General features: G+C 63.6%; 20 protein-coding genes. 16 read left to right on the top strand and 4 right to left on the bottom strand.

Annotation, left to right across the window (positions count from 1 at the left end; translation table 11 throughout):
• The first annotated feature begins 111 nt into the window (after positions 1–111).
• The 11 genes from FVE66_RS02460 to FVE66_RS02410 all read left to right on the top strand — a co-directional run bounded on the left by FVE66_RS02460 (position 112) and on the right by FVE66_RS02410 (position 15374).
• Positions 112–1425: an efflux RND transporter periplasmic adaptor subunit gene (locus FVE66_RS02460; protein WP_151445791.1), complete on the top strand. Its 1314-nt coding sequence runs from the start codon at positions 112–114 to the stop codon at positions 1423–1425.
• Positions 1426–1437: 12 nt separating this feature from the next.
• The gene (locus tag FVE66_RS02455) at positions 1438–4599 is read left to right on the top strand and encodes an efflux RND transporter permease subunit (RefSeq protein WP_151445790.1); all 3162 of its coding nucleotides are present in this window, start codon (positions 1438–1440) and stop codon (positions 4597–4599) included.
• Positions 4592–6016 (top strand): efflux transporter outer membrane subunit, encoded by a 1425-nt coding sequence (locus tag FVE66_RS02450; protein ID WP_151445789.1) that lies wholly within the window; start codon positions 4592–4594, stop codon positions 6014–6016. The genes FVE66_RS02455 and FVE66_RS02450 overlap by 8 nt, the downstream gene beginning before the upstream one ends.
• The gene (locus tag FVE66_RS02445; protein ID WP_161993163.1) at positions 6016–6711 is read left to right on the top strand and encodes a TetR/AcrR family transcriptional regulator; all 696 of its coding nucleotides are present in this window, start codon (positions 6016–6018) and stop codon (positions 6709–6711) included. The genes FVE66_RS02450 and FVE66_RS02445 overlap by 1 nt, the downstream gene beginning before the upstream one ends.
• Positions 6712–6956: 245 nt before the next feature.
• Positions 6957–8162: a CaiB/BaiF CoA transferase family protein gene (locus tag FVE66_RS02440; RefSeq protein WP_151445787.1), complete on the top strand. Its 1206-nt coding sequence runs from the start codon at positions 6957–6959 to the stop codon at positions 8160–8162.
• A 31-nt stretch (positions 8163–8193) separates the two neighbouring features.
• On the top strand, positions 8194–9258 hold the full coding sequence (locus tag FVE66_RS02435; protein ID WP_241672977.1) for a tripartite tricarboxylate transporter substrate binding protein: 1065 nt from the start codon (positions 8194–8196) through the stop codon (positions 9256–9258).
• A 308-nt stretch (positions 9259–9566) separates the two neighbouring features.
• On the top strand, positions 9567–11411 hold the full coding sequence (locus tag FVE66_RS02430) for an ATP-binding cassette domain-containing protein (protein ID WP_151445786.1): 1845 nt from the start codon (positions 9567–9569) through the stop codon (positions 11409–11411).
• Between the two features lie 2 nt (positions 11412–11413).
• Entirely contained in the window at positions 11414–12190 is a 777-nt protein-coding gene (locus FVE66_RS02425) for an ABC transporter permease (protein WP_151445785.1), read from the top strand.
• A 116-nt stretch (positions 12191–12306) separates the two neighbouring features.
• Positions 12307–13203 (top strand): enoyl-CoA hydratase/isomerase family protein, encoded by an 897-nt coding sequence (locus FVE66_RS02420; RefSeq protein WP_161993162.1) that lies wholly within the window; start codon positions 12307–12309, stop codon positions 13201–13203.
• Entirely contained in the window at positions 13200–14744 is a 1545-nt protein-coding gene (locus FVE66_RS02415; RefSeq protein WP_151445783.1) for an acetate--CoA ligase, read from the top strand. Before FVE66_RS02420 ends, FVE66_RS02415 begins: the two co-directional genes overlap by 4 nt.
• A 429-nt stretch (positions 14745–15173) precedes the next feature.
• Complete coding sequence (locus FVE66_RS02410; protein ID WP_151445782.1) at positions 15174–15374, top strand: hypothetical protein; 201 nt, start codon at positions 15174–15176, stop codon at positions 15372–15374.
• 678 nt (positions 15375–16052) lie between these two features.
• Here FVE66_RS02410 and FVE66_RS02405 read toward each other — a convergent pair.
• Positions 16053–16265, bottom strand: a complete 213-nt coding sequence (locus FVE66_RS02405; protein WP_151445781.1) for a cold-shock protein — start codon at positions 16263–16265, stop codon at positions 16053–16055.
• A gap of 486 nt (positions 16266–16751) precedes the next feature.
• Here FVE66_RS02405 and FVE66_RS02400 point away from each other — a divergent pair, with 486 nt between their 5' ends.
• Entirely contained in the window at positions 16752–18494 is a 1743-nt protein-coding gene (locus FVE66_RS02400; protein ID WP_151445780.1) for an ABC transporter permease, read from the top strand.
• Between the two features lie 7 nt (positions 18495–18501).
• Complete coding sequence (locus tag FVE66_RS02395) at positions 18502–19803, top strand: ABC transporter ATP-binding protein (RefSeq protein ID WP_151445779.1); 1302 nt, start codon at positions 18502–18504, stop codon at positions 19801–19803.
• A gap of 64 nt (positions 19804–19867) precedes the next feature.
• On the opposite strand, the gene FVE66_RS02390 is transcribed toward FVE66_RS02395, so the two are convergent.
• The 3 genes from FVE66_RS02390 to FVE66_RS02380 form a co-directional block, all read right to left on the bottom strand.
• Complete coding sequence (locus FVE66_RS02390; protein WP_151445778.1) at positions 19868–20641, bottom strand: SDR family NAD(P)-dependent oxidoreductase; 774 nt, start codon at positions 20639–20641, stop codon at positions 19868–19870.
• 13 nt (positions 20642–20654) lie between these two features.
• On the bottom strand, positions 20655–21635 hold the full coding sequence (locus tag FVE66_RS02385) for a Bug family tripartite tricarboxylate transporter substrate binding protein (protein WP_151445777.1): 981 nt from the start codon (positions 21633–21635) through the stop codon (positions 20655–20657).
• A 77-nt stretch (positions 21636–21712) separates the two neighbouring features.
• Positions 21713–22984, bottom strand: coding sequence for a Rieske 2Fe-2S domain-containing protein (locus tag FVE66_RS02380; protein ID WP_151445776.1), 1272 nt, complete (start codon positions 22982–22984; stop codon positions 21713–21715).
• A gap of 165 nt (positions 22985–23149) precedes the next feature.
• On the opposite strand from FVE66_RS02380, the gene FVE66_RS02375 reads away from it, so the two are divergent.
• The 3 genes from FVE66_RS02375 to FVE66_RS02365 all read left to right on the top strand — a co-directional run bounded on the left by FVE66_RS02375 (position 23150) and on the right by FVE66_RS02365 (position 25251).
• On the top strand, positions 23150–23944 hold the full coding sequence (locus FVE66_RS02375; protein WP_241672975.1) for an IclR family transcriptional regulator: 795 nt from the start codon (positions 23150–23152) through the stop codon (positions 23942–23944).
• On the top strand, positions 23941–24573 hold the full coding sequence (locus FVE66_RS02370) for a thermonuclease family protein (RefSeq protein WP_151445775.1): 633 nt from the start codon (positions 23941–23943) through the stop codon (positions 24571–24573). The genes FVE66_RS02375 and FVE66_RS02370 overlap by 4 nt, the downstream gene beginning before the upstream one ends.
• Positions 24574–24699: 126 nt before the next feature.
• Complete coding sequence (locus FVE66_RS02365; protein ID WP_151445774.1) at positions 24700–25251, top strand: YaeQ family protein; 552 nt, start codon at positions 24700–24702, stop codon at positions 25249–25251.
• Positions 25252–25664: the final 413 nt, after the last annotated feature.

The raw sequence follows: 25664 nt of genomic DNA, 5'->3' as shown, positions 1-25664 counted from the left end.
TTACTGAGAATGAACGTTCATTCTTTTGTGCTACCATGCTGGTTCCCGTGGTACCGCATCACCGTACCCCCACTGAATTCACCGTCCGCCCTGTCGCTTCCAAGGTTTCCCATGCCGACCTCATACAAGAACTCCCGCGTTCCCACCCTTGCCCTGATGCTGGGCCTGGCCCTGCTTTCCGCCTGCGGCAAGAAAGACGCGCCGCCGCCGGCCGCGCGGCCACCCCAGGCCGTCAGCGTGGTGACGCTCAAGCCGCAGGAAGTCCAGCTAACGCGCGAATTGCCGGGCCGCGTCAATCCCTTGCTGATTGCCGAAGTGCGGCCACAGGTCAATGGCCTGGTCAGGGAACGCCTGTTCACCGAGGGCGGACTGGTGAAAGCGGGGCAGCCGCTGTACCAGCTGGAAGATGCGACCTATCGCGCCAACCTGGCCAGCGCGCAGGCCGCACTGGCACGCGCGCAGGCCTCGCTGAAATCGGCGCAGCTGACCGCCAGCCGTTCGGCCGAACTGGTCCAGATCGATGCGATCAGCAAACAGGACAACGAAAACGCCGCCGCCACACTGAGCCAGGCGCAGGCCGATGTGGCCGCCGCGCAGGCCGCGGTGCAAAGCAACAGCGTGGTGTTGGGATACGCCCGCATTACCTCCCCCATCAGCGGCCGCATCGGCAAGTCTTCGGTAACGCCGGGCGCGCTGGTGACCGCCAACCAGGCAACGCCGCTGGCGACCGTGCAACAACTCGACAAGGTCTATGTCGATGTGACCCAGTCGAGCAGCGAACTGCTGCAACTGCGCAAGGAAATCGCGGCCGGAACGCTGAGCAAATCCAGCGACGTGCCGGTCCGCATTGCGCTGGAAGACGGCAGCATCTACAAGCACAGCGGCAAGCTGGCGTTCTCGGATGTGACGGTCGATCCGGCTACCGGCAGCTTCGCGTTGCGCGTGCTGGTCCCGAACCCTGAAAACATCCTGATGCCGGGAACCTATGTGCGGGCGGTGCTCGGCAGCGGCGTGCGCCAGGATGCACTGCTGGTTCCGCAGCGAGCCATCACGCGCGATCCCAAGGGCAATGCGACCGCCATGGTGGTCAACCCGCAGGGCAAGGTCGAGCCGCGCGCAGTGCGCGCCAATCGCGTGGTCGGCAGCAACTGGCTGGTCGATGGCGGGCTGGTGGCCGGCGACCGCGTGATCGTTGAAGGCTTGCAGAAAATCGGCCCGGGCGCACCGGTGACGGCGACCGAAGCGGTCGAGCCAGCAACTGCGCCTGCAAACGGGTCTGCAAATGCACCCGCAGCAGCAGCAGCAGCAGCAGCAGCAGCAGCATCACCTGCACCTGCAGCGGCCCCGGCATCTGCGCCAGCCAAGGCGTCGGCAGCAAGTCCGGCAGCAAATTCGCCGGCGGCTCCTGCCGCGCCGAAGCGTTAAGCGGAGATATTCATGGCACGTTTCTTTATCGATCGCCCGATCTTCGCGTGGGTCATCGCCATCATCATCATGCTGGCCGGTGGACTGGCCATCATGACCTTGCCGATCTCGATGTACCCGACCATCGCGCCGCCGACCGTCACCATCACGGCCAACTATCCTGGCGCATCGGCCAAGGTGGTCGAGGATTCGGTGACGCAGATCGTCGAGCAGAACATGAAGGGCCTCGACGGCCTGCTTTATTTCTCGTCGACCAGCGAGGCCAGCGGCCAGGCGTCGATCAAGCTGACCTTCAAGAACGGCACCAACCCGGACACGGCCCAGGTGCAGGTGCAAAACAAGCTGCAACTGGCAATGCCCTTGCTGCCGCAGGAGGTGCAAAAGCAGGGCGTGGTCGTGACCAAGTCCAGCACCGGCTTCCTGATGGTGGTGGCCTTCGTCTCCGAAGACGGCAGCATGGACAAGGATGACATCGCGGATTACGTGACGTCCAACCTGGTCGACCCCCTGTCAAGGGTACCGGGTGTCGGCACGCTGCAGGTGTTCGGCGCCAAGTACGCGATGCGGATCTGGCTCGACCCCAACAAGCTCAACACTTACCGCCTGGCGCCGGCCGACGTGATTGCCGCAATCCAGGCGCAGAACGCGCAGGTCGCTGTCGGCCAGCTCGGCGGCACGCCGTCGGTCCCGGGGCAGCAGATCAATGCCACCATCACCGCGCAATCGCGGCTGCAGACGCCGGACCAGTTCCGCGCGATTGTCGTGCGCAGCAATCCCGACGGCTCGGTGCTGAGCCTGGGCGATATTGCGCGGGTGGAAATGGGCGCGGAGAACTATAACTTCATCAGCCGTTACAACGGCAAACCGGCTACCGGCATCGCAGTCCAGCTGGCTACCGGAGCCAATGCGCTGGACACCGCCAGCGGCATGGTCAAGGCGCTGGAAGAACTCAAGCCGAGCTTTCCGGCCGGCCTGAAGGCGGTCACGCCGTTCGACACGACGCCGTTCGTCAAGGTCTCGATCAAGGGGGTGATCACCACCTTGCTGGAAGCGATCGGGCTGGTGTTCCTGGTGATGTACCTGTTCCTGCAAAACTTCCGCGCCACGCTGATCCCGACCATCGCCGTGCCGGTGGTGCTGCTGGGCACCTTCGGCGTGCTGTCGGCGTTCGGTTTCTCGATCAACATGCTGACCATGTTTGCCATGGTGCTGGCGATTGGCCTGCTGGTGGACGATGCGATCGTGGTGGTGGAGAACGTCGAGCGCCTGATGAGCGAGGAAGGCTTGTCGCCACTGGAAGCAACCCGAAAGTCGATGGACCAGATCACCGGCGCGCTGGTCGGCATCGGCCTGGTGCTGTCGGCGGTGTTCGTGCCGATGGCCTTCATGTCCGGCTCCACCGGCGTCATCTACCGCCAGTTCTCGGCAACGATCGTGTCGGCGATGAGCTTGTCGGTGCTGGTGGCGATCGTGCTGACGCCGGCCTTGTGCGCGACCTTGCTCAAGCCGGTCGCCAAGGGCCACCAGATCGCCGACAAGGGCTTCTTCGGCTGGTTCAACCGCAACTTCAACCGCGGCAGCAAGAAGTACCAGCGCGGGGTGTACGGCATCGTCACCCGCAGCAAGCGCTTCATGGCGATTTTCCTGGCACTGGTGGTGGTGATGCTGCTGCTGTTCGTTCGCCTGCCCAGTTCATTCCTGCCGGCGGAAGACCAGGGCGTGCTGTTCTCCATGGTGCAGGCGCCGGTCGGCGCCACTCAGGAACGCACCATGCAGACCATCGAAAAGATGGAGAACCATTTCCTGCAAAATGAAAAGAGCGCAGTGGAATCGATTTTCAGCGTGCAGGGTTTCAGCTTCGGCGGCTCCGGCCAGAACAATGGCATGGCATTCGTCAAGCTGAAGGACTGGAGCGAGCGCACCGCGCCTGAATCGGCCATCAATGCAGTTGCCGGCCGGGCCATGGGCGCGTTCAGCCAGATCAAGGATGCGCTGGCGTTCGCGTTTGCGCCGCCGGCCATGCCGGAACTGGGCACCGCGGCCGGCTTCGTGTTCTACCTGAAAGACAATGCCAACCTTGGCCACGATGTGCTGACCCAGGCGCGCAACCAGTTCCTGGGCGCCGCCGCAAAAAGCAAGCTGCTGGCCAATGTGCGCCCCAACGGTCAGAACGACACGCCGCAGTTCCGCCTTGACGTCGATACCAGGAAAGCAAGCGCGCTCGGTCTGTCGACCGCCAGCATCAATGCCACCCTGTCGACCGCATGGGGCGGCCAGTACATCGACGACTTCATCGATCGTGGCCGCGTCAAGCGCGTGTTCCTCCAGGCCGATGCGCCGTTCCGCATGGTGCCGGAGAACCTGAATCAATGGTCGGTACGCAACGGCCAGGGCCAGATGGTGCCGTTCACCGCCTTTGCCACTTCGCATTGGGACTATGGTTCGCCGCGCCTGGAGCGCTACAACGGCGTGGCGGCGATGGAGATTAACGGCGAATCGGCGCCCGGCGTCAGTTCGGGTGATGCCATGGTCGAAGTCGAACGCCTGGTCAGCACATTGCCAACCGGCGTCGGCATCGAATGGACCGGGCTGTCTTACCAGGAACGGCAGGCCGGCTCGCAAACGCCGCTGCTGTACTCGCTGTCGCTGCTGATCGTGTTCCTGTGCCTGGCCGCCATGTACGAAAGCTGGACCATCCCGACGGCAGTGCTGCTGGTGGCGCCGCTGGGTATCCTCGGCACCGTGCTGGGCGCATGGCTGCTCGGCATGCAACGCGACGTCTACTTCCAGGTGGCGATGCTGACCACGGTCGGGCTGACCAGCAAGAACGCGATCCTGATCGTCGAGTTCGCCAAGGCCAACCTCGAAGGCGGCATGGCGCTGGTCGAGGCCACCATGGCGGCGGTGCGCGACCGCCTGCGTCCGATCCTGATGACCTCGCTGGCTTTCGGACTGGGTGTGCTGCCGCTGGCGATCGCCACCGGCGCCGGCTCGGGTGCGCAACGCGCGATCGGCACCGGCGTGCTGGGCGGCATGCTGCTCGGCACCCTGCTCGGCATCTTCTTCATTCCATTGTTCTTTGTGGTGATCGAGCGGCTGTTCTTCCGCCGCAAGCCGGTTGCACCGCTGGCTGCATCCGCCACTTCTGCAGCAGGAGCGCAAGCCCATGACTAAAACCCTGATCGCCACCCTGACACTGGCGGCAATCGTGTCAGGCTGTACCACGCTGGAGCCGGCGCTTCCGGTGGCCAATCCGGCGATCCCGGCCGAGTGGCCGATTCCGGCAACCGCTGCCCGCACCGGCCCGGCGACGCCGTCCGGCACCACCACCGACCCGCGCGAAGTCGCGGACATCGGCTGGCGCGATTTCTTCGTCGATCCGAACCTGAAGGAACTGATTGCCCGCGCGCTGGCCAACAACCGCGACCTGCGGGTCGCCGTGCTGAATGTCGAGCGGGCGCGCGCCTCGTACCAGATCCAGCGTGCCGACCGCTTCCCCACGGTCGGCGCCAACGCCGCGCTCAGCCGCAGCGGCGGCGATGCCGCCCTCACCCCCGGCAGCCGCTACAGTGCTTCGGTCGGCGTGACCGCATTCGAGCTCGACCTGTTCGGCCGCGTGCAAAGCCTGAGCCAGGCGGCACTGCAGCAATTCTTCGCGCAGGAACAGGGGCAGCGCAGCACACAGCTGAGCCTGGTCGCCGAAGTGGCCCGGGTGTACCTGACGCTCGCTTCCGACCTCGAATCGCAGCGCATCGCGCAAGCCACGCTGGACAGCCAGCAAAGAGCCTACGACCTGATCGTCAAGCGGCACGACCTGGGCGCCGTGTCCGGACTGGACCGCAGCCAGGCCCGCACCACGGTCGAGACCGCCCGTGCCGATGTGGCCCGCTATGCCGGACTGGTGGCCGCCGGCATCAATGCGCTGAACCTGCTGGTGGGCGCGCAAGTCGACAGCGCCCTGCTGCCGAAAGGCTTCGACATCGCGGTCAGCGGCTTGGGGGCCTTGCCGGCGCAATTGCCGTCGCAGGTCTTGCTGCGCCGCCCCGACGTGCTGCAGGCAGAAAACCTGCTGCGCTCGCGCAATGCCAACATCGGCGCCGCCCGCGCAGCCTACTTTCCCTCTATCTCGCTGACCGGCAGCATCGGCACCGCCAGCACGGATTTGTCGGGCTTGTTCGGCAGCGGCAGCAGCCTGTGGAGTTTCGTGCCGCAACTTAACCTGCCGATTTTCACTGGCGGCCGTCTCGATGCCAACCTCGGCGTGGCAAAGGCTGACCGCGACATCGCGCTGGCCCGCTTCGAGCAGTCGGTACAGGTCGCGTTCCGCGAAGTGGCCGATGCGCTGGCGCTGACCGCCACCCTGGCCGACCGGCGCCAGGCGCAACAGGACCTGGTGGCTGCGGCCACGCAGACCCACGCGCTGTCAAAAGCCCGCTATGAACTCGGTCGTGACAGCTTCCTGAATTTGCTGGATGCCCAGCGCACGATGTACGCTGCGCAACAAGGCCTGATCGCCGCACAATTGGCAGAACAAGCCAACCGTGTCACCCTGTACAAGGTGTTGGGCGGAGGATGGAAGGAGGGAGCGTGATGAACATGCCGGATATGACCGATATGACGGATATGGCGGACACCGGTGAAGATGCTGCGCCAGATGCTCCGGAGCCATGCGACGAGTGCGGCCACGCGCCCCACTCGAAGGCGGCGGAACGAGCCCTGGCGCAGCGCGAGCGCATCCTGATCGCGGCCAAGGCGTGCTTCATCCGGCACGGCTTCCATGCCGCCAGCATGGCCATCATTGCCGGCGCTGCGGCCATGAGTCCTGGCCTGATCTACCGCTACTTTCCGAGCAAGAGCGCCATCATCCTGGCCATCATCGAGGGTCAGCTTGAAGAGGCCCGCGCCGGTATCCGCACCCTGTACGGTGCGGCCGATTTCGCAGACGCCGCATTGCAGACCTTCACGCACTGGCGCAATGCCGATCCGCAGGTGATGAATGCCGCACTGCTGCTGGAGATCTCGGCCGAGGCGACGCGCGATCCGGCACTGTCGGCAGCCGTGCAGGCATCCGATGTCGCCGTGCGGGAAGAGCTCAGCCACTGGCTCTCGGCCAGCCTGGCCGATGGCGGCAAGGGCCTGGCACCCGAGGTCGCGCCGCAGCGCGCTCTCTCCTTGCAGCTGTTCATGGAAGGGATCGCGATCCGGGCACTGCGCGAGCCGGACATCGATCCGGCGACGCTGAAGGCGGCCATCGACCATTTCGTGGCGGACTTGTTCGCGGCCTGAGGACTGAGGCCTGAGGACTGAGGCCTGATGTCTGAAGCCTGAAATCTGCCGCCATCGCATTGCAGCAAGACGATGTGAGTTTTGATATGCGAAATCTACCAGGGGTTTCGCGTCCAGATCATTGCGAGCACCGGGGGTATGTCTGATACTTCCCGCATGATTACCCTGTCCCTTCCCTCGCTGCACCCGCTGCCTCCCCTCCCCCACGCCACCGCCGGTGGCGACGCTGCCGCGCCGGAGGCACGATGACAGCAAGCGCCTCCCCGCTGCCGCTCGACGGCGTACGCGTAATCGACCTCTCGCGCGTGCTGGCAGGCCCGCTGTGCGGCGCCATGCTTGGCGACATGGGCGCGGATGTCATCAAGGTCGAGGATGTGCATGGCGGCGACGAGTCCCGGACCTGGGCCCCGCAGAAGAATGGCGAGTCGGCCAGCTATATCGTCAACAACCGCAACAAGCGGGCGATCGCACTGGACCTGAAGTCGCCGGAAGGCGCGAAGATACTGCGCGAACTGGTGCATGGCGCCGACGTGCTGGTCGAGAATTTCCGCACCGGCACCATGGAAGAATTCGGCCTGGGGTACGAGTCGCTTGCGGCCGATAATCCGCGCCTGATCTACTGTTCCGTCTCGGCCTTCGGCCGCACCGGACCGCGTGCCGCAGCAGCAGGCTACGAAGCGCTGCTGCAGGCCTTCAGCGGCATCATGTCCATTACCGGCGAACCCGATGCGGCGCCGGTGCGCTGCGGCGTCTCGGTGCTGGACATCATGACCGGGACCCTGTGCAGCTTCGGAATCGTGAATGCGATCCTGCACCGCCAGCAAACCGGATTGGGACAGCGGGTCGATGGCTCGCTGCTCGACACCGCGCTCGGCGTGTTGAACTTCCAGGCACAGAACTACCTGCTGACCGGCACCGTGCCGCGCGCGCTGGGTTCGGCGCACCCGTCACTGGTGCCCTACAAGAATTTTCGTTGCCGGGACGGCCAGTGGGCATTCGTTGCAGCCGGCAATGATCGGCTCTGGCAGCGCCTTGCGGGCGCGCTCGGCTTGTCGGCGCTGGTACAAGACCCACGCTTCGTGACCAACGTTGCGCGGGTGGCGAACCGGGTCGAACTGGAGGCCATCGTTGCAACTGCGATCGCCGGATTCGACCGCGACGAATTGCTGCGCCGCCTGGAACAGGCGGACGTGCCGGCCAGTCCGGTCAATACCGTGGAGCAGGTTCTCCAGGACCCGCAGATGGAGAGCCGGCCCTCGCTGCGGCCAATGGCGCATCCGACGCTGGGCGAGATCGATGTGGTTGGCATGCCGCTCGAATTTTCGCGGATGCAGCCGGCACTACGGCGCCATTCGCCCATGCATGGCGAGCAGACCGACGAATTGCTCGGCGAGATCGGGTACACGCCAGCGCAAATCGACGACCTGCGCGCGCGGAAAATAGTTCGCTGATTACCAATCATAAAAAGGACAGGAGGAGCAAATGAACGGATTCCATCGGTTTGCCCGCATTAGGTTTGCCCGCGTCAGGTTTGGCAGCATCAGGTTTGCCAGCGTTGCCAGACACCTGTCCTGTGCCGCTGCGGTGCTGTGCGCCTTATCTTTTTCCATGACGCCGGCGTCGGCGCAATCGACCGCTGCGGCACCATCGACCTTTCCCAACAAGCCGGTGCGGCTGGTGATTCCCTTCGGCCCGGGCGGGGTCACCGACCTGATCGCGCGCACCATACAGCCGAAACTGTCCGAGCGCTTCGGCCAGCCGGTGGTGATTGACAACCGCCCCGGTGCAGGCGGCGTGATCGCGACCAACAACGTCGCCAAGTCGCCTGCCGACGGCTACACCCTGTTCCTGTCGTGGGACACGCACACGATCAATCCGATCGTGATGAATGACCTGCCCTACGACACCTTCAAGGATTTCGCGCCGGTGACCTTGATGGTGCGCCTGCCGCTGGTGATGGGCGCATGGGGCGGCTTGCCGGCCAATACCCTGGCCGAGTACATCGCGCTGGCAAAGAGCCAGCCCGGCAAGCTCAACTTCGCATCGATCGGTTCCGGCAGTTCGAACCGCCTGCATTCCGAACTGCTCAACAGCCTGGGCGGCATCAAGGTCATGCACATTCCCTACAAGGGTGGCGGCCCGGCAATCCAGGCCATGCTGACCGGCGAAGTGTCGTATGGCTTCTTTTCCTATGGTTCGATGAGGGGCCATATCCAGGCCGGCAAGCTCAAGCCGCTGGCGGTGACCGGCACCAAACGCATGGCGGAGCTGCCGGACGTGCCGACCATGGCGGAGTCCGGATTCCCCGGCTACGAGGCCTATTCCTGGGTCGGCATCTATGCACCGGCAGGCACGCCGGATCCGGTGATCACCCGCATCAACAGCGACTTCAAGGCCGTGCTGGCCGATCCGGAAGTGAGCAAGAAGCTGATCTCGCTCGGCGTCGAAATCGTCGGCAGCACGCCGCAAGCGCTACAGCAGTTCCAGCGCAACGATTACGACAAGTGGCTCAAATTCGTTCGCGAAGCCAAGCTCAAATTCGAATGAAATGCAGCCCCGGTCCGGGCTTGAAGCCGGATCGGGATTGCGGCAGACCCAGGGACTTGCATGCAAACGCAGGTCCCTTTTTTTTGCCCGGCGCTCAGTTCGCCGAAGACCAAGGCCGGGCTTTTGCCCGAGCTTGATTTCGAGCGCCGTATCACCTCGACGGGCGCGGGAAAGATCGGTTCGCAGGCTTGCCGCAAGCGCCGGATCGGATCGCTCATATGGTTATGTGAAATGCGTCGTTCTCATGGTGAACGCCGGGGATTAGAGTCCTGATTCAGCCACATCCACGCCAGACTCCGGTGTTCCTCATGACTACTCAATCCACTTCCACCGTTCTCGAAGCGAGCCGGCTCGGCCTCTCTTTTTCCCATAACGGGAATACTGGACACAAGCATGTCCTGCGCGATATCTCCCTGCAGGTAAGCCGCGGCGAAATCGTGGCCTTGCTCGGCAAATCGGGGGCCGGAAAGACCTCCCTGCTCAACATCATCGCAGGCTTCGCGCCACTGCAACGCGGCAGCCTGCGCTTTGCCAGCGAGCAGACGGCGGCACATCCGCCCTTTTCCTATGTCTTCCAGGAAGACCGGCTGCTGCCATGGCGCACTGCGCTGGGCAATGTCAGCCTGGCGCTGGAACGCATCGGAACGCCACGCGCAGACCGCGACAGGCTGGCGCTGGCGGCACTGGCCGACGTCGGCCTGGAAGCAGCGGCAGGCCAGTTTCCGTGGCAGCTGTCCGGCGGCATGCGCTCACGCGTGGCGCTGGCGCGCGCACTGGCTCTGCAGGCCCCCTTGCTGCTGCTGGACGAGCCATTTGGCAAGCTTGATGCGGCCACTCGCGGCGAGATGCATGCTTTGCTGCGCCAGCTGCAGGAACGCCATGGCTTCGGCGCCCTGCTGGTCACGCACGACATCGGCGAAGCTGCTGCATTGGCGCAGCGTGCCATGGTGCTGCACGCCGGCGTGCCGGGCTTGCTGGAGGTGCCGCTTGCGGCCGACCAGCAGGCTTCAGAAGCCTTGTTGCGCCAGACGCTGCTGGCCCCGGCCGAACCTGCTGCGGCACCTGCTGCGGCACCTGCTGGGGCACCTGGGTCAATACCTGCCGAAGCAAGGCGCGCTTCGGCGCCAGCCTCCAACGAACCAGTGATGGCGACCAGGCGTACCGCAATGGCCCTGGGCGCTGCCGCATTCTCCACTGCCGCCCTGTCCTGCAGTTCCCGCGCCTGGTCGCAAGCGCGGGCGCCATTGCGCATTGGCTACTGGGCGACTGGCATCCAGCTCGCGCTGATCGAACTGATCCGCGAGCGCAAGCTGTTTGAGAAACATGGACTGGATTACGAGCTGGTTCGCTTCGCCGATGTCAACGGCAACACGCTGGCGCTGGCGACCGACCGCATCGACGTGGCATTCAGCGTCAGCGGTGCCGGCGCGCTCGACCTGGCCAGCAAGAAGCGGCCGGTGCGCATCGTGCTGTCGACCCAGGCGGCGGACGGGCGGCTGGTCACCAACAAGCCGGATATCCGCAACGTGGGCGACCTGCGCGGCCGCATTGTCGGCATGGCGCCGGCAGGTTCGGCCGGCGCGGCATACACCAAGGCATTCCTCGCAAAAAACCACGGCCTGGCAGCCGATGCCTACCGCACGGTGGGCGGTGGTGAAGCGCGCCTGGTGCAACTGCTGGTGCAAGGCGAAATCGATGCTGCGCTGTTGCGCGAAGTGTCTGTAATTCAATTCAAGGATCGCCTCAAACTCCATGCCCTGGCTGACCAGCGCGCGGAGTGGGGACGCCTGGCCGGCGCCGGCGCCGTTCCGCCGCTGGGCATGGGCGTAGTAACGCAAAAGATCCTGTCCTCGCGCCGCGAAGATGCCGTCGGTTTCATCGCGGCCGTAATCGAGGGCATACGCACCGGCAGCGCGCAACCGGCCCTGGTTTCCGAGCTGATGGCGCGCACACTCAAGCTGCCGCCAGAGGAAGCCGGCGCCTATGCCCGTACCTGGGGCATCAGCTTCCACGGCAAGTTCGAGGATGCGGACGTGGCCAGCCTGGATGCCGCGCAGAAGCTGTTCGTGGCAAGCGGTGGACTTGAAAGCGTGGCAGACCGCGCCTGGTTCGATCAGTCGGTCTATCGCGACGCACTGAAACGGCTTGCCTGAGCATGCGACTTCCCGCCATTTCCCGCCTGCTGGTGTTCCCGGCCTTGCTGCTGGCCGCGTGGTCACTTGGCGCCAGCCTTACCGACCCGCTGCTGGTGCCGTCGCCGGTCGCCACCTGGCAGTCACTGGCGGCACTGGCCTCGGCTGGCGATCTCTGGATTGAACTGGCGATCTCGATCCGGCGGGTCCTGAGCGGCGTGCTGATCGGGGCGCTGGTGGGCGTTCCGTTCGGCGTGGCACTGGGTGCGTTCCGCGGCGTCGACCGCTACCTGGGCGCGGCCTTGCCAGCGGTGTCAGCCACATCCTCGGCGATCTGGGCCGTGCTCGGGGTGCTGTGGTTCGGGCTGAGCGATGTCGCCACGGTATTCGTGGTGGCGATGACGGCGGCGCCGCTGTTCGCTGTCAACGCACGCGACGGGGTGAAAGCGGTCGATGCCGACCTGATCCAGATGGGGCGATCGATGGGCTATTCCCCGTTGCAGGTGGCACGCAAGATCCTGCTGCCGAGCGTGCTGCCTTCGCTCTTTGCGGGCACTCGCCTGGCCGTCGGTTTCGGCTGGCGCGTGGGCTTGGTGGCCGAAGCGCTCGGCTCGCCGACCGGCGTCGGGTTCAGGCTCAAGCAGGCGGTAGACCTGATGCACACCGCCGAGGTGTTTGCCTGGAGCGTGAGCGTGATCCTGATCATGCTGGTGATCGAGGGCCTGGTGCTCAACCGCGTGGAGGCGCGATGCTTCCGGTGGCGCAAGCCTGCTGGCGCAAGCGGGCCGGTCGCCGCCTGAGCCGCGGCAGCGTTTTCCCTGGTCCGATTGCTGCCGGGTCTTGTGCATCGACTTCCCGCTTCCAGTCTCGTTTTTTCCTCTTCCATTTCCCCGTTTTTCTCTTTTCGGAGATTGCAATGTTTGCCTACAAAGCGCTGCGCTGGAACGTCCTGGCGGCGTCCAACCAACCCGATCAGGCTTCGATCGGCGTAATTACCCTCAACCGTCCGGACGCACTGAATGCGATCGACGTGCGCCTGCGCGTCGAGCTGGACATCCTGCTCGACCAGATCCGCCGCGACGACCGTATCCGGGTCGTCATCATCACCGGCGAGGGCCGCGGCTTCAGCGCCGGCGGCGACCTCCGTTCCGAAGCCGGCCCGCTCGGTGCGCTCGACACCGAACATGACTTTGGCGCGTTCGGCGCCTATGCCGACCTGGCCAACTATTTCTTCAACGATCTGCGCCATGTGGTGATCCAGCGCGTGATCCGCAAACTTGAGGAGTTGCAGGCGGTGACCATTGCCGCCATCAACGGCCCGGCCGTGGGAATCGGACTGGAACTGGCGACCGCCTGCGACATGCGCTACGCGTCGGAGCGGGCGCGGCTGGGCGAGGTGGCTGTGCCTGCCGGCTTCGTGCCGGAGTCGGGTGGCGCGCGCAACCTGCCCAAGCTGGTGGGCATCGGCCGGGCTATGGAAATGATCCTGACCGGCGAGATCATCGACGCCGAGGAGGCCGCGCGCATCGGCCTGGTAGAACGTGTGTTTGCGCACGACGTGCTGCTCGCGGAGGTGGTGAAAATCGCGGATCGCATCGCCAGTGCGCCCTACCTGTCGGTGCGGCAGGCCAAGGCCCTGGTGCGCCGTTACTGGGACCACAACAAGTCCGAGGAAGGCTCGCGTGCCGAGCTGGAGGCGGTGATGGAAATCACCCGCACAGCCGACTGCCGCGAAGGCATCAGTGCTTTCCTCGACAAGCGCGCGCCGGAATACCGGGGTCCATCGTATTCGCCCCGGGAGCAGCAGCGATGAACCTGGCAGACCTGGCACTGGCGCCGGGCCGCACGTCGCAGGCTGCGGCACGCCCGGCCTTCTTCACGGCAGAGGGTCCTGTCACCAATGACGCGTTCCAGCGCAGCGTGGCTGCCGCCGTGGCAGGACTGCGCGCCCTGGAACTGCAGCCCGGCGACAAGGTGCTGCTGCGGCTGACCAATTCGATCGAGTTTGCGGCGGCCTTCCTGGCGGTGGTCTGGGTCGGCGCGGTGCCGGTGCTGCAGAACTCGCAACTTGGCGCGGACGAACTGGCGCACATCACGGCGGCGGCGGCGCCTGCCCTGATCCTGCTGGCGCGCGCGCCTGAGCCCGGCGACCCCTTGCAAGGGCTGGCCTTGCAGGCGCGCCGCGCGGTCGTGACGCGTGCCGGCCTGGTCGACGAGAGCGGAAACCCGATCGCTGCCGATGCGGCGCAGCCATTGCCTGCCGCGCACGACGTTTCTCCAGATACGCCCGCCTTCATGGTGTTCAGCTCGGGCACCACCGGCCGTCCCAAGGGCATCGTGCATGCGCACCGCTGGCTGGAGGGACTAGGCAACAGCAACCGCAACCGTATCCCGCCGCAAGCGGATGACGTGGCGCTGGCTACTGGTGAATGGAGCTTTGTCAGCGCGCTCGGCCACAATGTCCTGTTCGCGCTGCGCAATGGCGTTCCTGGCTCGATTCTGGAAGATCGCGCCAGCCCGGAACGCATCCTTGCGACCATCGCGCGCGACCGCGTGACGCTGCTCTACAGCGTTGCCACGCTCTACCGGCGCATTCTCGGCCATGAGGGCATCGAGCACGGCCATGACCTGTCCTCGCTGCGCGGCGTCAACTCCACCGGCGAGCCGCTGGAGCCGGCGGTGCAGCAAGCCTGGAAGCAGCGCTTCGGCTGCCCGGTATGGGAGCACTATGGCATTTCGGAAGCGCAGATGGTGCTGGGCCATGGCCCGCTGACACCGGCGCGTCCAGGCACGGTCGGCATCGACTGGGGTGCCGGCGCCGCTGTGCTCGACGAGAATTTGCAGCCGGTGCCGGCGGGGACGCTGGGAACACTCGCGTTTTCGGCAGCCTATCCGGGCTTCTTCCTCGGCTATCTCGGCGACGAGGTTCAGACCCGACGCTGCTTCCGTGGCGGCTGGTATGTCACCAGCGACCTTGCCGTGCGCGACGCTGACGGTTACGTGGCAATCGTCGGGCGTGCCGACGACTGCTTCAAGAGCAAGGGCGTGTTGATCGCACCGCGCGAAATCGAGGATGCTCTGCTGGGCCTGGACGGCGTGGTACAGGCCAGCGTTTTCCCCATTCCTGATGCGGAAACAGGCTATCGCATCGGGGCTGCACTGGTGCTTCGTTCAGCATTGCAGGGTGACCTGGCGGCACAGTTTCGCAAGCTTCTGGCCGGCCGGATTGCGCCGTTCAAGCAACCACATGTCGTGGTGGCCTGGGACAGCCTGCCGACCAACAACAATGGCAAGACCCAGCGCTCGGAAGTGGCACGGCGTGTGATTGCGGGGCTGGCTGCGGCAGAAGCCTGAGCATCCTTGTTTCCCGGATGCCGACAGGGGCTTCAAAAAAATGCTTGAACCGGCGAAAGTCTCCTGATACTGTACGGACATACAGTATATTTTGGAGAACCGACATGGAAGTCCTGCCCGGCATTCTGGTTGTATTCGGCCCCTTGTTGATCATGGGCGCCGCCCTGCTGGGCGAGGCATTCATCGCCCGCCGGCGGTGATCCGCTCGCGCTCGCCTGAGCACTGAAGATTACAGATATCCGGATTCCTGGCGTGGACCAAAGCACGCCACTGACGCTCCCTCCCCTTGAAAGGGAGGGAGCTACAAAGTCGATCGGCCGTTCCCTCTCTCCAAATCGAGATGTGGGTAACGACCAGCCCTGATCCGATGGATAAGGACCGCGGATTCATCTATGCTGGAGCCATCTCGTCCTTTTAACGAAATGAGCCATGGCAAAGAAAGAAGAACTAGACGAGGAAACCCTCGCATTCATCCAGTGGTGCACCGAAGTCGAAGGCTTCCTGGTTGCCGGTGGCGTCACACTGGCGGAAGCGCAAGACCATATCGAGGAACAGATCGAATGGTTCACGGACCAGTATTGCGACGGGCTTACGCCTGAAGAAGCGGCAAAGGCGGCACTGAACGATTGAGGGGGCGTAGCCGGGCCGGGCTGATCGGCCGCGATGGCATTCCGCCGCACCGGCTGCTGCCGGGAACGGTACTCCATGTTGCCAGATGCCCTGCCGGCGCATCCGACATCCGACATCCGACATCCGACATCCGACATCCGGCAATCCGGCAATCCGGGGATGGAAGCTGCCCTTGTTGGTGCAGCTCCCGGAAGGAATTATTGCTGGCGCTTCTTTTCTTCTTTTTTGACCTTCTTCGCTTCCTTCTTTTCTTTCACGGTCTTGGCGGGTTCCTTCTTGGTCGCCTTTTTGGCGTCCTGACTCTTGCTCATGCTGTTCTCCTGGTTCAGATCCGGATTGGGTTTGCCCCGCGCCCGATCCAATGAATGGGGGAGCGCCGGGTCGTCGGCAACAACTCTACGAGCTTTGTAGCATGGTTTTCGGATTTTTCGTCGCCTGTCAGTCGAACATCAGGCGAACGCATCCGGCAACTTGAACTTTATACGAACCACAATGAAAAAAGCCCGCATACGCGGGCTTTTTTCTGTGCCTGACCCGGTTTTCAGAAACCCTTGCTGTTCGCGAAGGGTCTTCTGCCGGACCTCATGGAACCCGATCTATCTGACCGGTGTTCGATGGTGCATCGAATCGGAGAGGTTTTCGCCTCCCGCGATACTGATGCCAGGCAATCTATTCTGGTCAGGAAATGACGCGAATATTGCTTGCTTTGTCGCCCTTAGGACCAGTAGCGCGTTCGAACGACACTTTCTGGTTTTCGGACAGGCTCTTGAAGCCGGTCGACTGGATGTCGCCGAAGTGCGCGAACAGATCAGGACCGCCGCCATCAGGAGTGATGAAGCCGAAGCCTTTTGCGTCGTTGAACCATTTTACTGTGCCGGTTTGAGTGGTCATGTTTAGTACCTTTTGAAAATTAGGGCAATGCCCAAAAAGCACTTTGGATCAAGATGTACAACCATACAACCGACGGGATTTAACCAGGAATGGCTCGGAAACCGAGCAAAGACAGGTGAGACGGCCAGCTATAACTGCAGCTTGATGCAAGTGCGAGGCAGACTGTACATGTAAAAGCACAGTTCGGCTATGCCTATTTCCAATTAATTTCGATGGCACCAGATTTCGGCAAGAAATGTTGGCTAGGTGGGTTGGCAAAGAATGTTGGCAAAGAATGGTGGCAAGAATCGGGCTGCGCACACTACCCTGCCTTTATCCTGTCATCTGATCTGCCGCAAAGGCGACAGCAATGGCCGTCGTCGGCCAGCAATGCCGGCGGCTTGCATCAGGGTATTGATGATGCACTTCCCCGGACGGGAGCAAGCGTCGCTCCGGCAACGAAAACAAGTGCTGCCACGACCCATGCTGCAATAACGAAAAGCCGACATGTTCCCCCTGCTCCTGCCACGGCATGGCAACCGTTCGTTGCTGACCACGCGCCCCAACCGCTGGGACTGGGCGCTGCTGCCGCTGGTGCTGGCCATCTTCGCCGCCCTGGCCTTTGGCGCGACGCAGATGAGCCAGCCGTTTTCGGTCGGCCAGCCGACCCCGATCACGCTCGATCCGGCCTGGCTGCCCTATTACCTGCTGCGCACGATCCTGCGGATGTTCATGGCGCTGGCTTGCGCATTACTGTTCAGTTTCGTGTTTGCGGCAATCGCAGCCCGATACCGCGCCGCCGAGAAGGTGATGATTCCGCTGCTGGATGTCCTGCAGTCGGTTCCGATCCTGGGCTTCCAGGCAATTGCGATCGCGCCCTTCATCGCCCTGTTTCCGGGCAGTTCGCTCGGGGTCGAATGCGCGGCCATCTTCGCCATCTTCACCTCGCAGGCCTGGAACATGACGTTCAGCCTGTACCAGTCGCTGCGCACCGTTCCCGCCGAACTGAATGAAGCGGCGCAGGTTTTCCGGCTGTCGGGCTGGCAGCGGTTCTGGCGCCTGGGCTTGCCGTTCGCGATGCCGGGGCTGCTGTGGAACATGATGATGTCGATGTCGGGCGGATGGTTTTTCCTGGTGGCGGCTGAGGCGATTTCGGTAGCAAACCAGGACATCAAGCTGCCGGGAATCGGTTCCTGGATTGCGGTAGCGATCCAGGCCGAGGACACACAGGCGATCGGACTGGCCATCGTGGCGATGCTGGCCGGCATCCTGCTGTATGACCAGTTGTTCTTCCGTCCGCTGCTGGCGTGGGCCGACAAGTTCCGCTTCGAGGAGAGCCAGGGCGAGACCGCGCAGCGCTCCTGGCTGCTGGCCTGGGGACGGCGCAGCCGCCTGGTCGATGCCTGGGCCAGCCGCTTCTGGGCGACGCTGGCGCGCGCCCTGGGATGGTTCCGCGTACAGGACAAGGATGCAGTCCGGCGCCGCCGGCGTTGGCTCGATTGGCCGCACTGGCCGTACTGGTCGCGCGCATGGGACCTCGTCATCCTCGCCGCCGCAGTGCTGGCTGCCTGGCGCTTCGTCGTCTTCGTCCACGTCGATGTCGGCTGGGGCGAGGCAGCGCATGTGGTCGGACTGGGATTCATCACCTTGCTGCGGGTGCTGGTGCTGATTGCGCTGGCTTCGCTGGTGTGGGTGCCGGTCGCGGTCTGGATCGGCCTGCGCCCGCAATACTCGCAAAAGGTGCAGGCGGTGGCGCAGTTCCTGGCCGCCTTTCCGGTCAACCTGCTGTTTCCGCTGGTGGTCTACCTGCTGGTGCGCTACCGGCTCGACCCGGACATCTGGCTCAGCCCGCTGATGGTTTTCGGCACGCAGTGGTACATCCTGTTCAATGTGGTGGCCGGCGCCTCTGCGCTGCCGGCCGAGTTGCGGCTGGCAGCCGACAACCTCGGACTGAAAGGCTGGCTGAAATGGAAGCGGGTCTACCTGCCGGCGATATTTCCAAGCTACGTGACCGGCGCCATCACGGCCAGCGGCGGCTCGTGGAATGCCAGCATCGTTGCCGAGTACGTCAGCTGGGGCCAGACCACGCTGGTCGCGAATGGCCTGGGCAGTTACATCAAGCAGACCACCGATGCCGGCGATTTCCATCGGATTGCATTGGGCATCGCGGTGATGTGCGTGTTCGTGATGCTTCTCAACCGCTTCTTCTGGCGCAAACTGTATGTGCTGGCCGAGGAGCGCAGCCGTTGAGGACCGCATGAAAGAAAATGCATTGCTTGAACTGAAGGACGTCGCGAAATCGTTCACCAGCGCAGACGGCGTGCCCCGACTGGTGCTGGAGGGCGTGGATTTTTCGCTGGCCGAAGGCGAGATCGTGTCGCTGCTGGGCAAGTCGGGATCGGGCAAATCGACCCTGCTGCGCATCATCGCCGGGCTGATTGCACCGGATGCCGGCACTGCGTCCTATCGCGGACGAGCGATTCACGGCCCTGCGCCCGGCATCGCCATGGTGTTCCAGTCGTTTGCGTTATTTCCCTGGCTGACGGTGCGACAGAATGTCGAGCTCGGCCTGGAGGCACAGGGCATGCCGGAAGCAGCGCGGCAGGTCCGCGCCGATGCGATGCTCGACCTGATGAGACTGTCCGGCTTCGGCGGCGCGTTGCCGCGCGAGTTGTCGGGCGGCATGCGGCAGCGGGTCGGCATCGCCCGCGCGCTGGTGACCAATCCGGATGTGTTGTTGATGGACGAAGCGTTCTCTGCGCTGGATGTGATGACCGGTGAAACGCTGCGCGACGAAATCCTCGACCTGTGGGTGAGCAAGCAGATTCCGACCAAGGGCATCCTGATCGTCTCGCACAACATCGAAGAAGCGGTGATGATGGCCGACCGCATCGTCATCCTGGCCAGCGATCCGGGCCGCATTCGCAGCGAAATCAGTATCGGCCTGCCGCGTCCGCGCATTGCCGAATCGCACGAGGTGCGGGTCCTGGTCGATGAAGTCTATGGACTGATGACAATGCGGGCGGTGCCGGCTGGAACCGTCGAAGCGGCGCCGGTCCGGCAGATCGATTACAGGCTTCCGCATGCCGGCGTGAGCCGGATAGAAGGCGTGCTCGACCTGCTGGCCGACGCACCGTTCAACGGCCGCGCCGACCTGCCGCGGCTGTCGGAAGAAACCGGGCTGCCCGATGCCGAACTATTCCCGGCGTGCGAAGCGCTCGGGCTGCTGGGCCTGGCGCACCTGGAGCAAGGCGACATTGGATTGACGCCCCTGGGCCAGCGCTATGCACAGGCCGATCACGCACTGCGGCAGGAGATCTTCGGCCAGCAGTTGCTGACGCACGTACCGATCGCATCCAGTATCCGCGCGCGGCTGGAGAATGAAGCCAGCGGCACCCTGCCGCAGCAGCCATTCCTGGCATTGATGGAAGAGAACCTGGGCCTGCCAGAGGCCAGGCGCGCGCTCGAAATCGCGATCGAATGGGGCCGCTATGGCGAAGCCTATGAATACGACTTCCACACAGGACGGCTGAAGCTGCCGGACCAGGAAGAAGAGTAGCCGGATTGGGCCAGGCCGCCGGCGAAGGCACGGCCCGCTCGGCTTCCGCATCCACGCGCCGGTGTCACATGATCGACAGCCCGCCGTCCACCATCAAGGCGGTCCCGGTCATGAACGACGCCTCGTCCGACGCCAGCCACAGTATCGGCCACGCAATCTCTTCCGGCGTAGCCCAGCGTCCCAGCAGCGATGTGGACTGCCGCTCCGTCTTCAACTGCTCGACGCTCTTGCCGCTGGCTGTCGCCTTGGCGACATGAAAGTCGGTCAGCGTCGATCCCGGACAAACCGCATTCACCCTGACACCGCTCGCCGCCTCTTCATGCGCCAGTGTCCGCGTCAATGCCAGTTGCCCGGCCTTGGTCGTGTCGTACAAACCCATTCCCTTGCGGCCCGTGACGGCATAACAGGAGGAGACATTGACGATGCTGCCGCGGCCTGATTGCCGCAGGAAAGGCAATGCAGCGCGGCAGTAATTGGCCACGCCGAGCAGGTTGACGTTCAGCATGGCCTGCCATTCGGCCGATGTCGCATCCGCTAGCGCCGAATAATTCCGCATCGCCGCGTTGTTGATGAGTATGTCGAGGCTGCCATGGGCCTGAACGCAGCGCCGGACGGCCTCGGCGGCGAGCGGATCATCGGCGACATCGGCGGCAAGGGTGAGCAGCTTCGCATCCGGAACCCGCTCAAGTATTGCCCGCTCAGTCCGCTGCAGCGCCGCTGCATCCGCATCCACCAGCATCACGGCAGCGCCTTGTGCGCAGAACAATTGCGCCGTCGCCGCGCCTATGCCCGCGCCGCCACCCGTGACCAGTGCCACCCTATTCGCAAGCCTGCCCATCCGTGCTCCTTGCTCAGTTGGCCTTGGTGCCGGTTTCCCTGATGACCTTGCCCCAGCGTGGAATCTCGCCGCGTATCCAATCGCCGAACTGCTCCGGCGTTCCGGCGACGATCTCGAACTCCATTTCCCTGAGCCTGGCGCGCACATCGGGCAGGTTCAGGATGGCGACGATCTCCTTGTTGTAGCGGTCGATGATGTTCCTCGGCGTGCCGGCCGCAGTCAGGAATCCGATCCAGGAGGTGGCGACGAAATCCGGGAAGCCGGACTCGATCATCGTCGGTACATTGGGCGTACTGGGAAAACGCTTCGGCCCGGTCGATGCGATCAGTTTCAGGCGGCCGTCCCTGGCGAACTGCTGCACGTTGCCCGGAACCATGAACGCCGCCTGCACATTACCCGCAACCAGGTCGGTCACGGCCGGCGACGCGCCCTTGTAAGGCACATGGGTCAGGTTGACTTTGGCAGCCAGCTTGAGCATTTCCATCGTCAGGTGCGAAGCGCTGCCGACCGCAACCGAACCGTAGGAGAGCTTCTTCGGGTCGGCCTTTGCCATCGCCACCAGTTCCGCTACATTCTTCACTGGCAGCGAGCTGGTCACTGCCAGGTATTGCGGCGAGGTGACGGCCAGCGTGATCGGCGCCAGGTCCTTCAGCGGGTCATAAGGCATCTTGTCGAAGAGGGACACATTGATCGCGAGCGGACCGTTGTAGCCGACCAGCAGCGTGTGGCCATCAGGCGCCGACTTGGCGACCATGTCAGCGCCGATGTTGCCGCCTGCGCCCGGCTTGTTTTCAACATAGACCGGCTGGCCAATGGCGGTCTGCAGCTTTTCAGCGACGATGCGGGCCAGCGCATCGTTGGTGCTGCCGACGATCGGAACGATGATGCGGATCGGCTTGCTGGGCGCCCATTCCTGGGCCAGGGCCGGGGCCGCAAGTCCGGCCAGGCCTGCAAAAAAAAGTGCTGCCGCTGCAATGCGTTGCATGTTGCTCATGCTGTCTCCTGTGTGGGCCGCCTGGCTGGATGCCGGGTCTGGTGTAGCCGGGTCTGATGTAAAACGATGCTGCGCAATCAAATCGAATAAACCGGCTGGTCCGAGGCATCGGCCAGATGTTCCCGGGCCCAGGCCAGCGGATCGGCACCGCGCTCGAGCAGCACGCCGGCAGCCCGCACATGCTGGGCCGAGGCGTTGACCGCCGGCGGCTCCACCCCTTGCTCGAGGCCGATCGCAGCTTCGACCAGCATGCGGCGCGCCATCACGATCGCCTTGTCGGTCGGCAACAGGCGTTCGGCTTCGTGGTTCTGTATCGGCCCCATGCTTTCCTGCAGCGACGAATCCTGCACGGCGAACCCGAAGATGCCGCTGTAGGCGCGCTTTTCGCGTTGCGCGACACGATCGATCAGGTAGTCATTGTCCTTGTTGGCCTTGGGGCGGAACGAGCCGGGCTCGTATTCGCAATGGATGCCGCGGCCCTGCTCGAGGTCGCGCCGCTCCTGTTCCGACAATGGCTTGTCCGGATGGAAGTTGACGCTCCATGCCCAGCAATTGTGATCGTCGATCGGGACCCAGACATGGCCGCCGAGCACGTGCTCGCCAAAGGGCGGGATCAGTGTGAACCACGGGAACAACCACTGCGTGACGCGCCAGTAGAAGGAATCGGCATCGCCGTTGCGGCGGCCGAACATGGACAGGCCGAATGGCTGCTTCTCGATAGTGAAGATGACGTTGCCGTCAGCCTTGATGTAGTCGAGCGCCCGTGTGTTCATGTGCATCGGGTCGTTGTCCACCTCGTACTTGTGGACATAAGACACGTGGGCGGTGTCGATGCCGCCTTCCATCGCCTGCAGGTAGTTGCACTCTTGCAGCCGCTTGGATACGAACACATGGCTTTCCGGCAGCGTGCACCACTCCAGCTCCGGCGGCGCCGGCATCTTGCCGGGCGGCCCCATGTAGGCCCAGACCATGCCGGCGCGCTCGACGCAGGGATATGACTTGATGTTCATGCGCTCGCAAACGTGCGGTGCCGACGGCACGTCGACACACTTGCCGTTGCGGTCGAACTTCAGGCCGTGATAGGCGCAGCGGATGCCGTTTTCTTCATTACGGCCGAAATAAAGCGATACCCCGCGATGCGAGCAGAATTCGTCGATCAGTCCCGGCCGGCCTTCGCTGTCGCGAAATGCGAGCAGCTTTTCGCCCAGGATCTGCACCTTCACCTGCGGCCCGTCGGGCTCGCCAATTTCCCGCGACAGCAGGATCGGCACCCAGTAGCGGCGCATCAGGTTGCCCATCCGCGTGCCCGGCCCCGTCCGCACCAGGGCTTCCGACATTTCCTTGTCCATACCGCCTTGTCTCCCGTGTCGTTGATTTATCTTGCTGTCCACGTGGTAAGCTTCCAGTCCATTATACGGACACAAAACACGCTGTCAAATCGTTTCCTTCATCGCGACCTGGTGTTAGCCTGTCAGCCTTGCCGGCAGCGCGATACGGCCACCAGGGAACCAACATTGGCAACAGAAAAAACTTCAAGGACCGAACAATCCGAGCCAGCAGAAAAGCTGAACGACAGCGTGCGCGCAGTCAGCCGCGCGCTCGACATCCTGATGGCCTTTACGCCGACCGATTCCGAACTCTCCGCCAGCGACCTGCTCAAGCGCGTGGACCTCAGCCGGCCCACGCTCTACCGTCTGCTGTACACGCTGGAGCAGAGCGGATTCCTGGTGTCGTCCGGCGATCCGCAGAAATTTCGCCTCGGCCCCTCGGTCGCGCACCTGGCTCATGTGTGGACCTCGACGCTGAACCTGGCCGAACTGGCGGCGCCGAACCTGCGAAGCCTGTGGGAACGGACCGGCGAGACGGTTGCGCTATTTGCTTTCCAGGGGTCCTGGCGCACCTGCGTGGCAGAACTGCCGAGCATGCAGGCGCTGAGCTTCAAGCGCGGCATCGGTTATCGGGAGCGGATCGTGGTCGGCGCCAGCGGACGGGCGATCCTGGCGCACGCCGGCATATCCGAGCGGGAGCTGAAGGAGTACGCGAAGGGCACGCAGGTCGACGTGTCCCGCTACCCGGCCGAACTGGCCGCAATCCGCAAGCGCGGCTATGCAGTCAGCAAGAATGAATTGATACAAGGCGCCGTTGCGATCGCGGCGCCTTTCTTCGAGGGGTCGGGCAAGGTCGCCGGCTCGATTGCGGTATTCGGACCCGGCGCGCGGATCGATGGTCCCCGCATCGAGGAATTGGGGCAGATGCTGGCGAAGGAAGGCCAGGCCTTGTCCGCAACACTCGGGAAGTTGCCGGATTGATTGGCACCATGGGCAGCGCCAGGCCGATCGCGGCCGGCAAGGTGTCAGCGGCGATGACGATGCAGGCGCATCACGCAGGACCAGGATCGCGCAATTCAACTGCCGCATCAGCGCGCCGCATCGCAGTTGTTCTTTGCGCGATGTTGGCACTGATGGCGCTGTTGGCGCTGCTGCCGGCGGTCCATGCGAACGCGGCAATCCTGCAAGGCGAAGTAATCGTCGTCGTCGACGGCGACAGCTTCGTGCTCGTCGACTCGTCCGGCGTCATGCACAGGGGCCGCATTGCCGGCATTGACGCACCCGAGCGATTCCAGCCCTTCGGCAATCGCGCAAAGCGCCATCTTTCCGGGCTGGTGTTGCACAAGCCGGTGGTGCTCGACTGGTACAAGGAAGACCAATATGGCCGCCGGATCGGCAAGCTGAGTGCAGACGGACGCGACGCCGGGCTGGAACAGTTGAGAGCCGGACTGGCCTGGCACTACAAGTCGTATGAAGGTGAACAGCATATGGACGAGCGCGCCAGCTACAAGGCTGCGGAAGGCGAGGCGCGCAAGCAGAGGCGTGGATTGTGGGAGCAGGACGCGCCGGTGCCGCCGTGGGAATACCGGCGACAGCACAGCAGCCGCTAGTGCGGAATTCGACCCGTGCGCTTCCTATGCACTGATATTCGCCACTGCGGTGGGCACTGCGGTGGGTATACTCGCTGCTATTGCGCCTGACCACGGCATTCCGACAACTATTATTGCAAGGGCCACATGGCCATCAAATCAACCATCTACAAAGCCAGCCTGCAGATCGCCAACATGGATCGCGGCTACTACGGCGACCACTCGCTGATCATTGCCCGCCACCCGTCCGAGACCGACGAGCGCATGATGATGCGCGTGCTCGCCTTTGCGCTGAATGCGGACGAGGCACTTGCCTTCGGCAAGGGCTTGAGCGACGAAGACGAACCCGACCTGTGGCAAAAGGACCTGACCGGCGCGATAGAAAAATGGATCGAGGTCGGCCAGCCCGACGACAAGCGGCTGCTGAAGGCCAGTGGGCGTTCCGACCAGGTGCTGTTGTATTGCTACAGCTCGACCTGCGACATCTGGTGGAAGCAGATTGCCGGCAAAGTGGAGCGCGCACGAAACCTGTGCGTGATGAAGGTGCCGTCGGGTGCCAGCATGGAGCTGGCAGCGCTGGCCCAGCGCACGATGCAGTTGCAATGCACGGTGCAGGACGGGCAGATCTGGCTGGGCGATGGCGAGAAGGTGGTGCAGCTTGAACTCATCACGCTCAAGGATTTCAATCCGCAGCGCTAGCGTTCTCGTCCTGGCTACATTCCGGGCAGCCGGCCCTGATCATTACCCAAATCGGTGGGTTTGTGGTTTTGTGGTTTTGTGGTTTTGCGGCTCTTTGGCTTGCGGGTCGTGTGGCTGGGTTTGATGGTTGTCGTTGTGAAGCCGGGAGACACCCCGGCGGGTGTGTCCCTTTCTTTTTAAAAAGAAAGGAACCAAAGAAAACACCGTCAAAACCCACTTGGCCAACGCCCACCTCGATCGCCAACCAGACTCGGATGCCTGGGCTAATCCAGTGCGCCGTTCGCGAGGAAGATCCTGCCACACGTTCGCTTCTGACCGGGATCAGTCAACCCGCTTCAATGCCGCCGACCGCACACTACCGCTCGTTGACTCTTAATGTTTTTCGAAGCCGCTAATTGGCTCTTGAGGGCGGG

The sequence above is a fragment of the Lacisediminimonas profundi genome, assembly GCF_008831265.1.
Taxonomy (GTDB): Bacteria; Pseudomonadota; Gammaproteobacteria; order Burkholderiales; family Burkholderiaceae_D; genus Lacisediminimonas; species Lacisediminimonas profundi.
The sequence above is the reverse complement of the archived record's forward strand: the minus strand, read 5'-3'. Positions and strand labels throughout refer to the sequence as shown.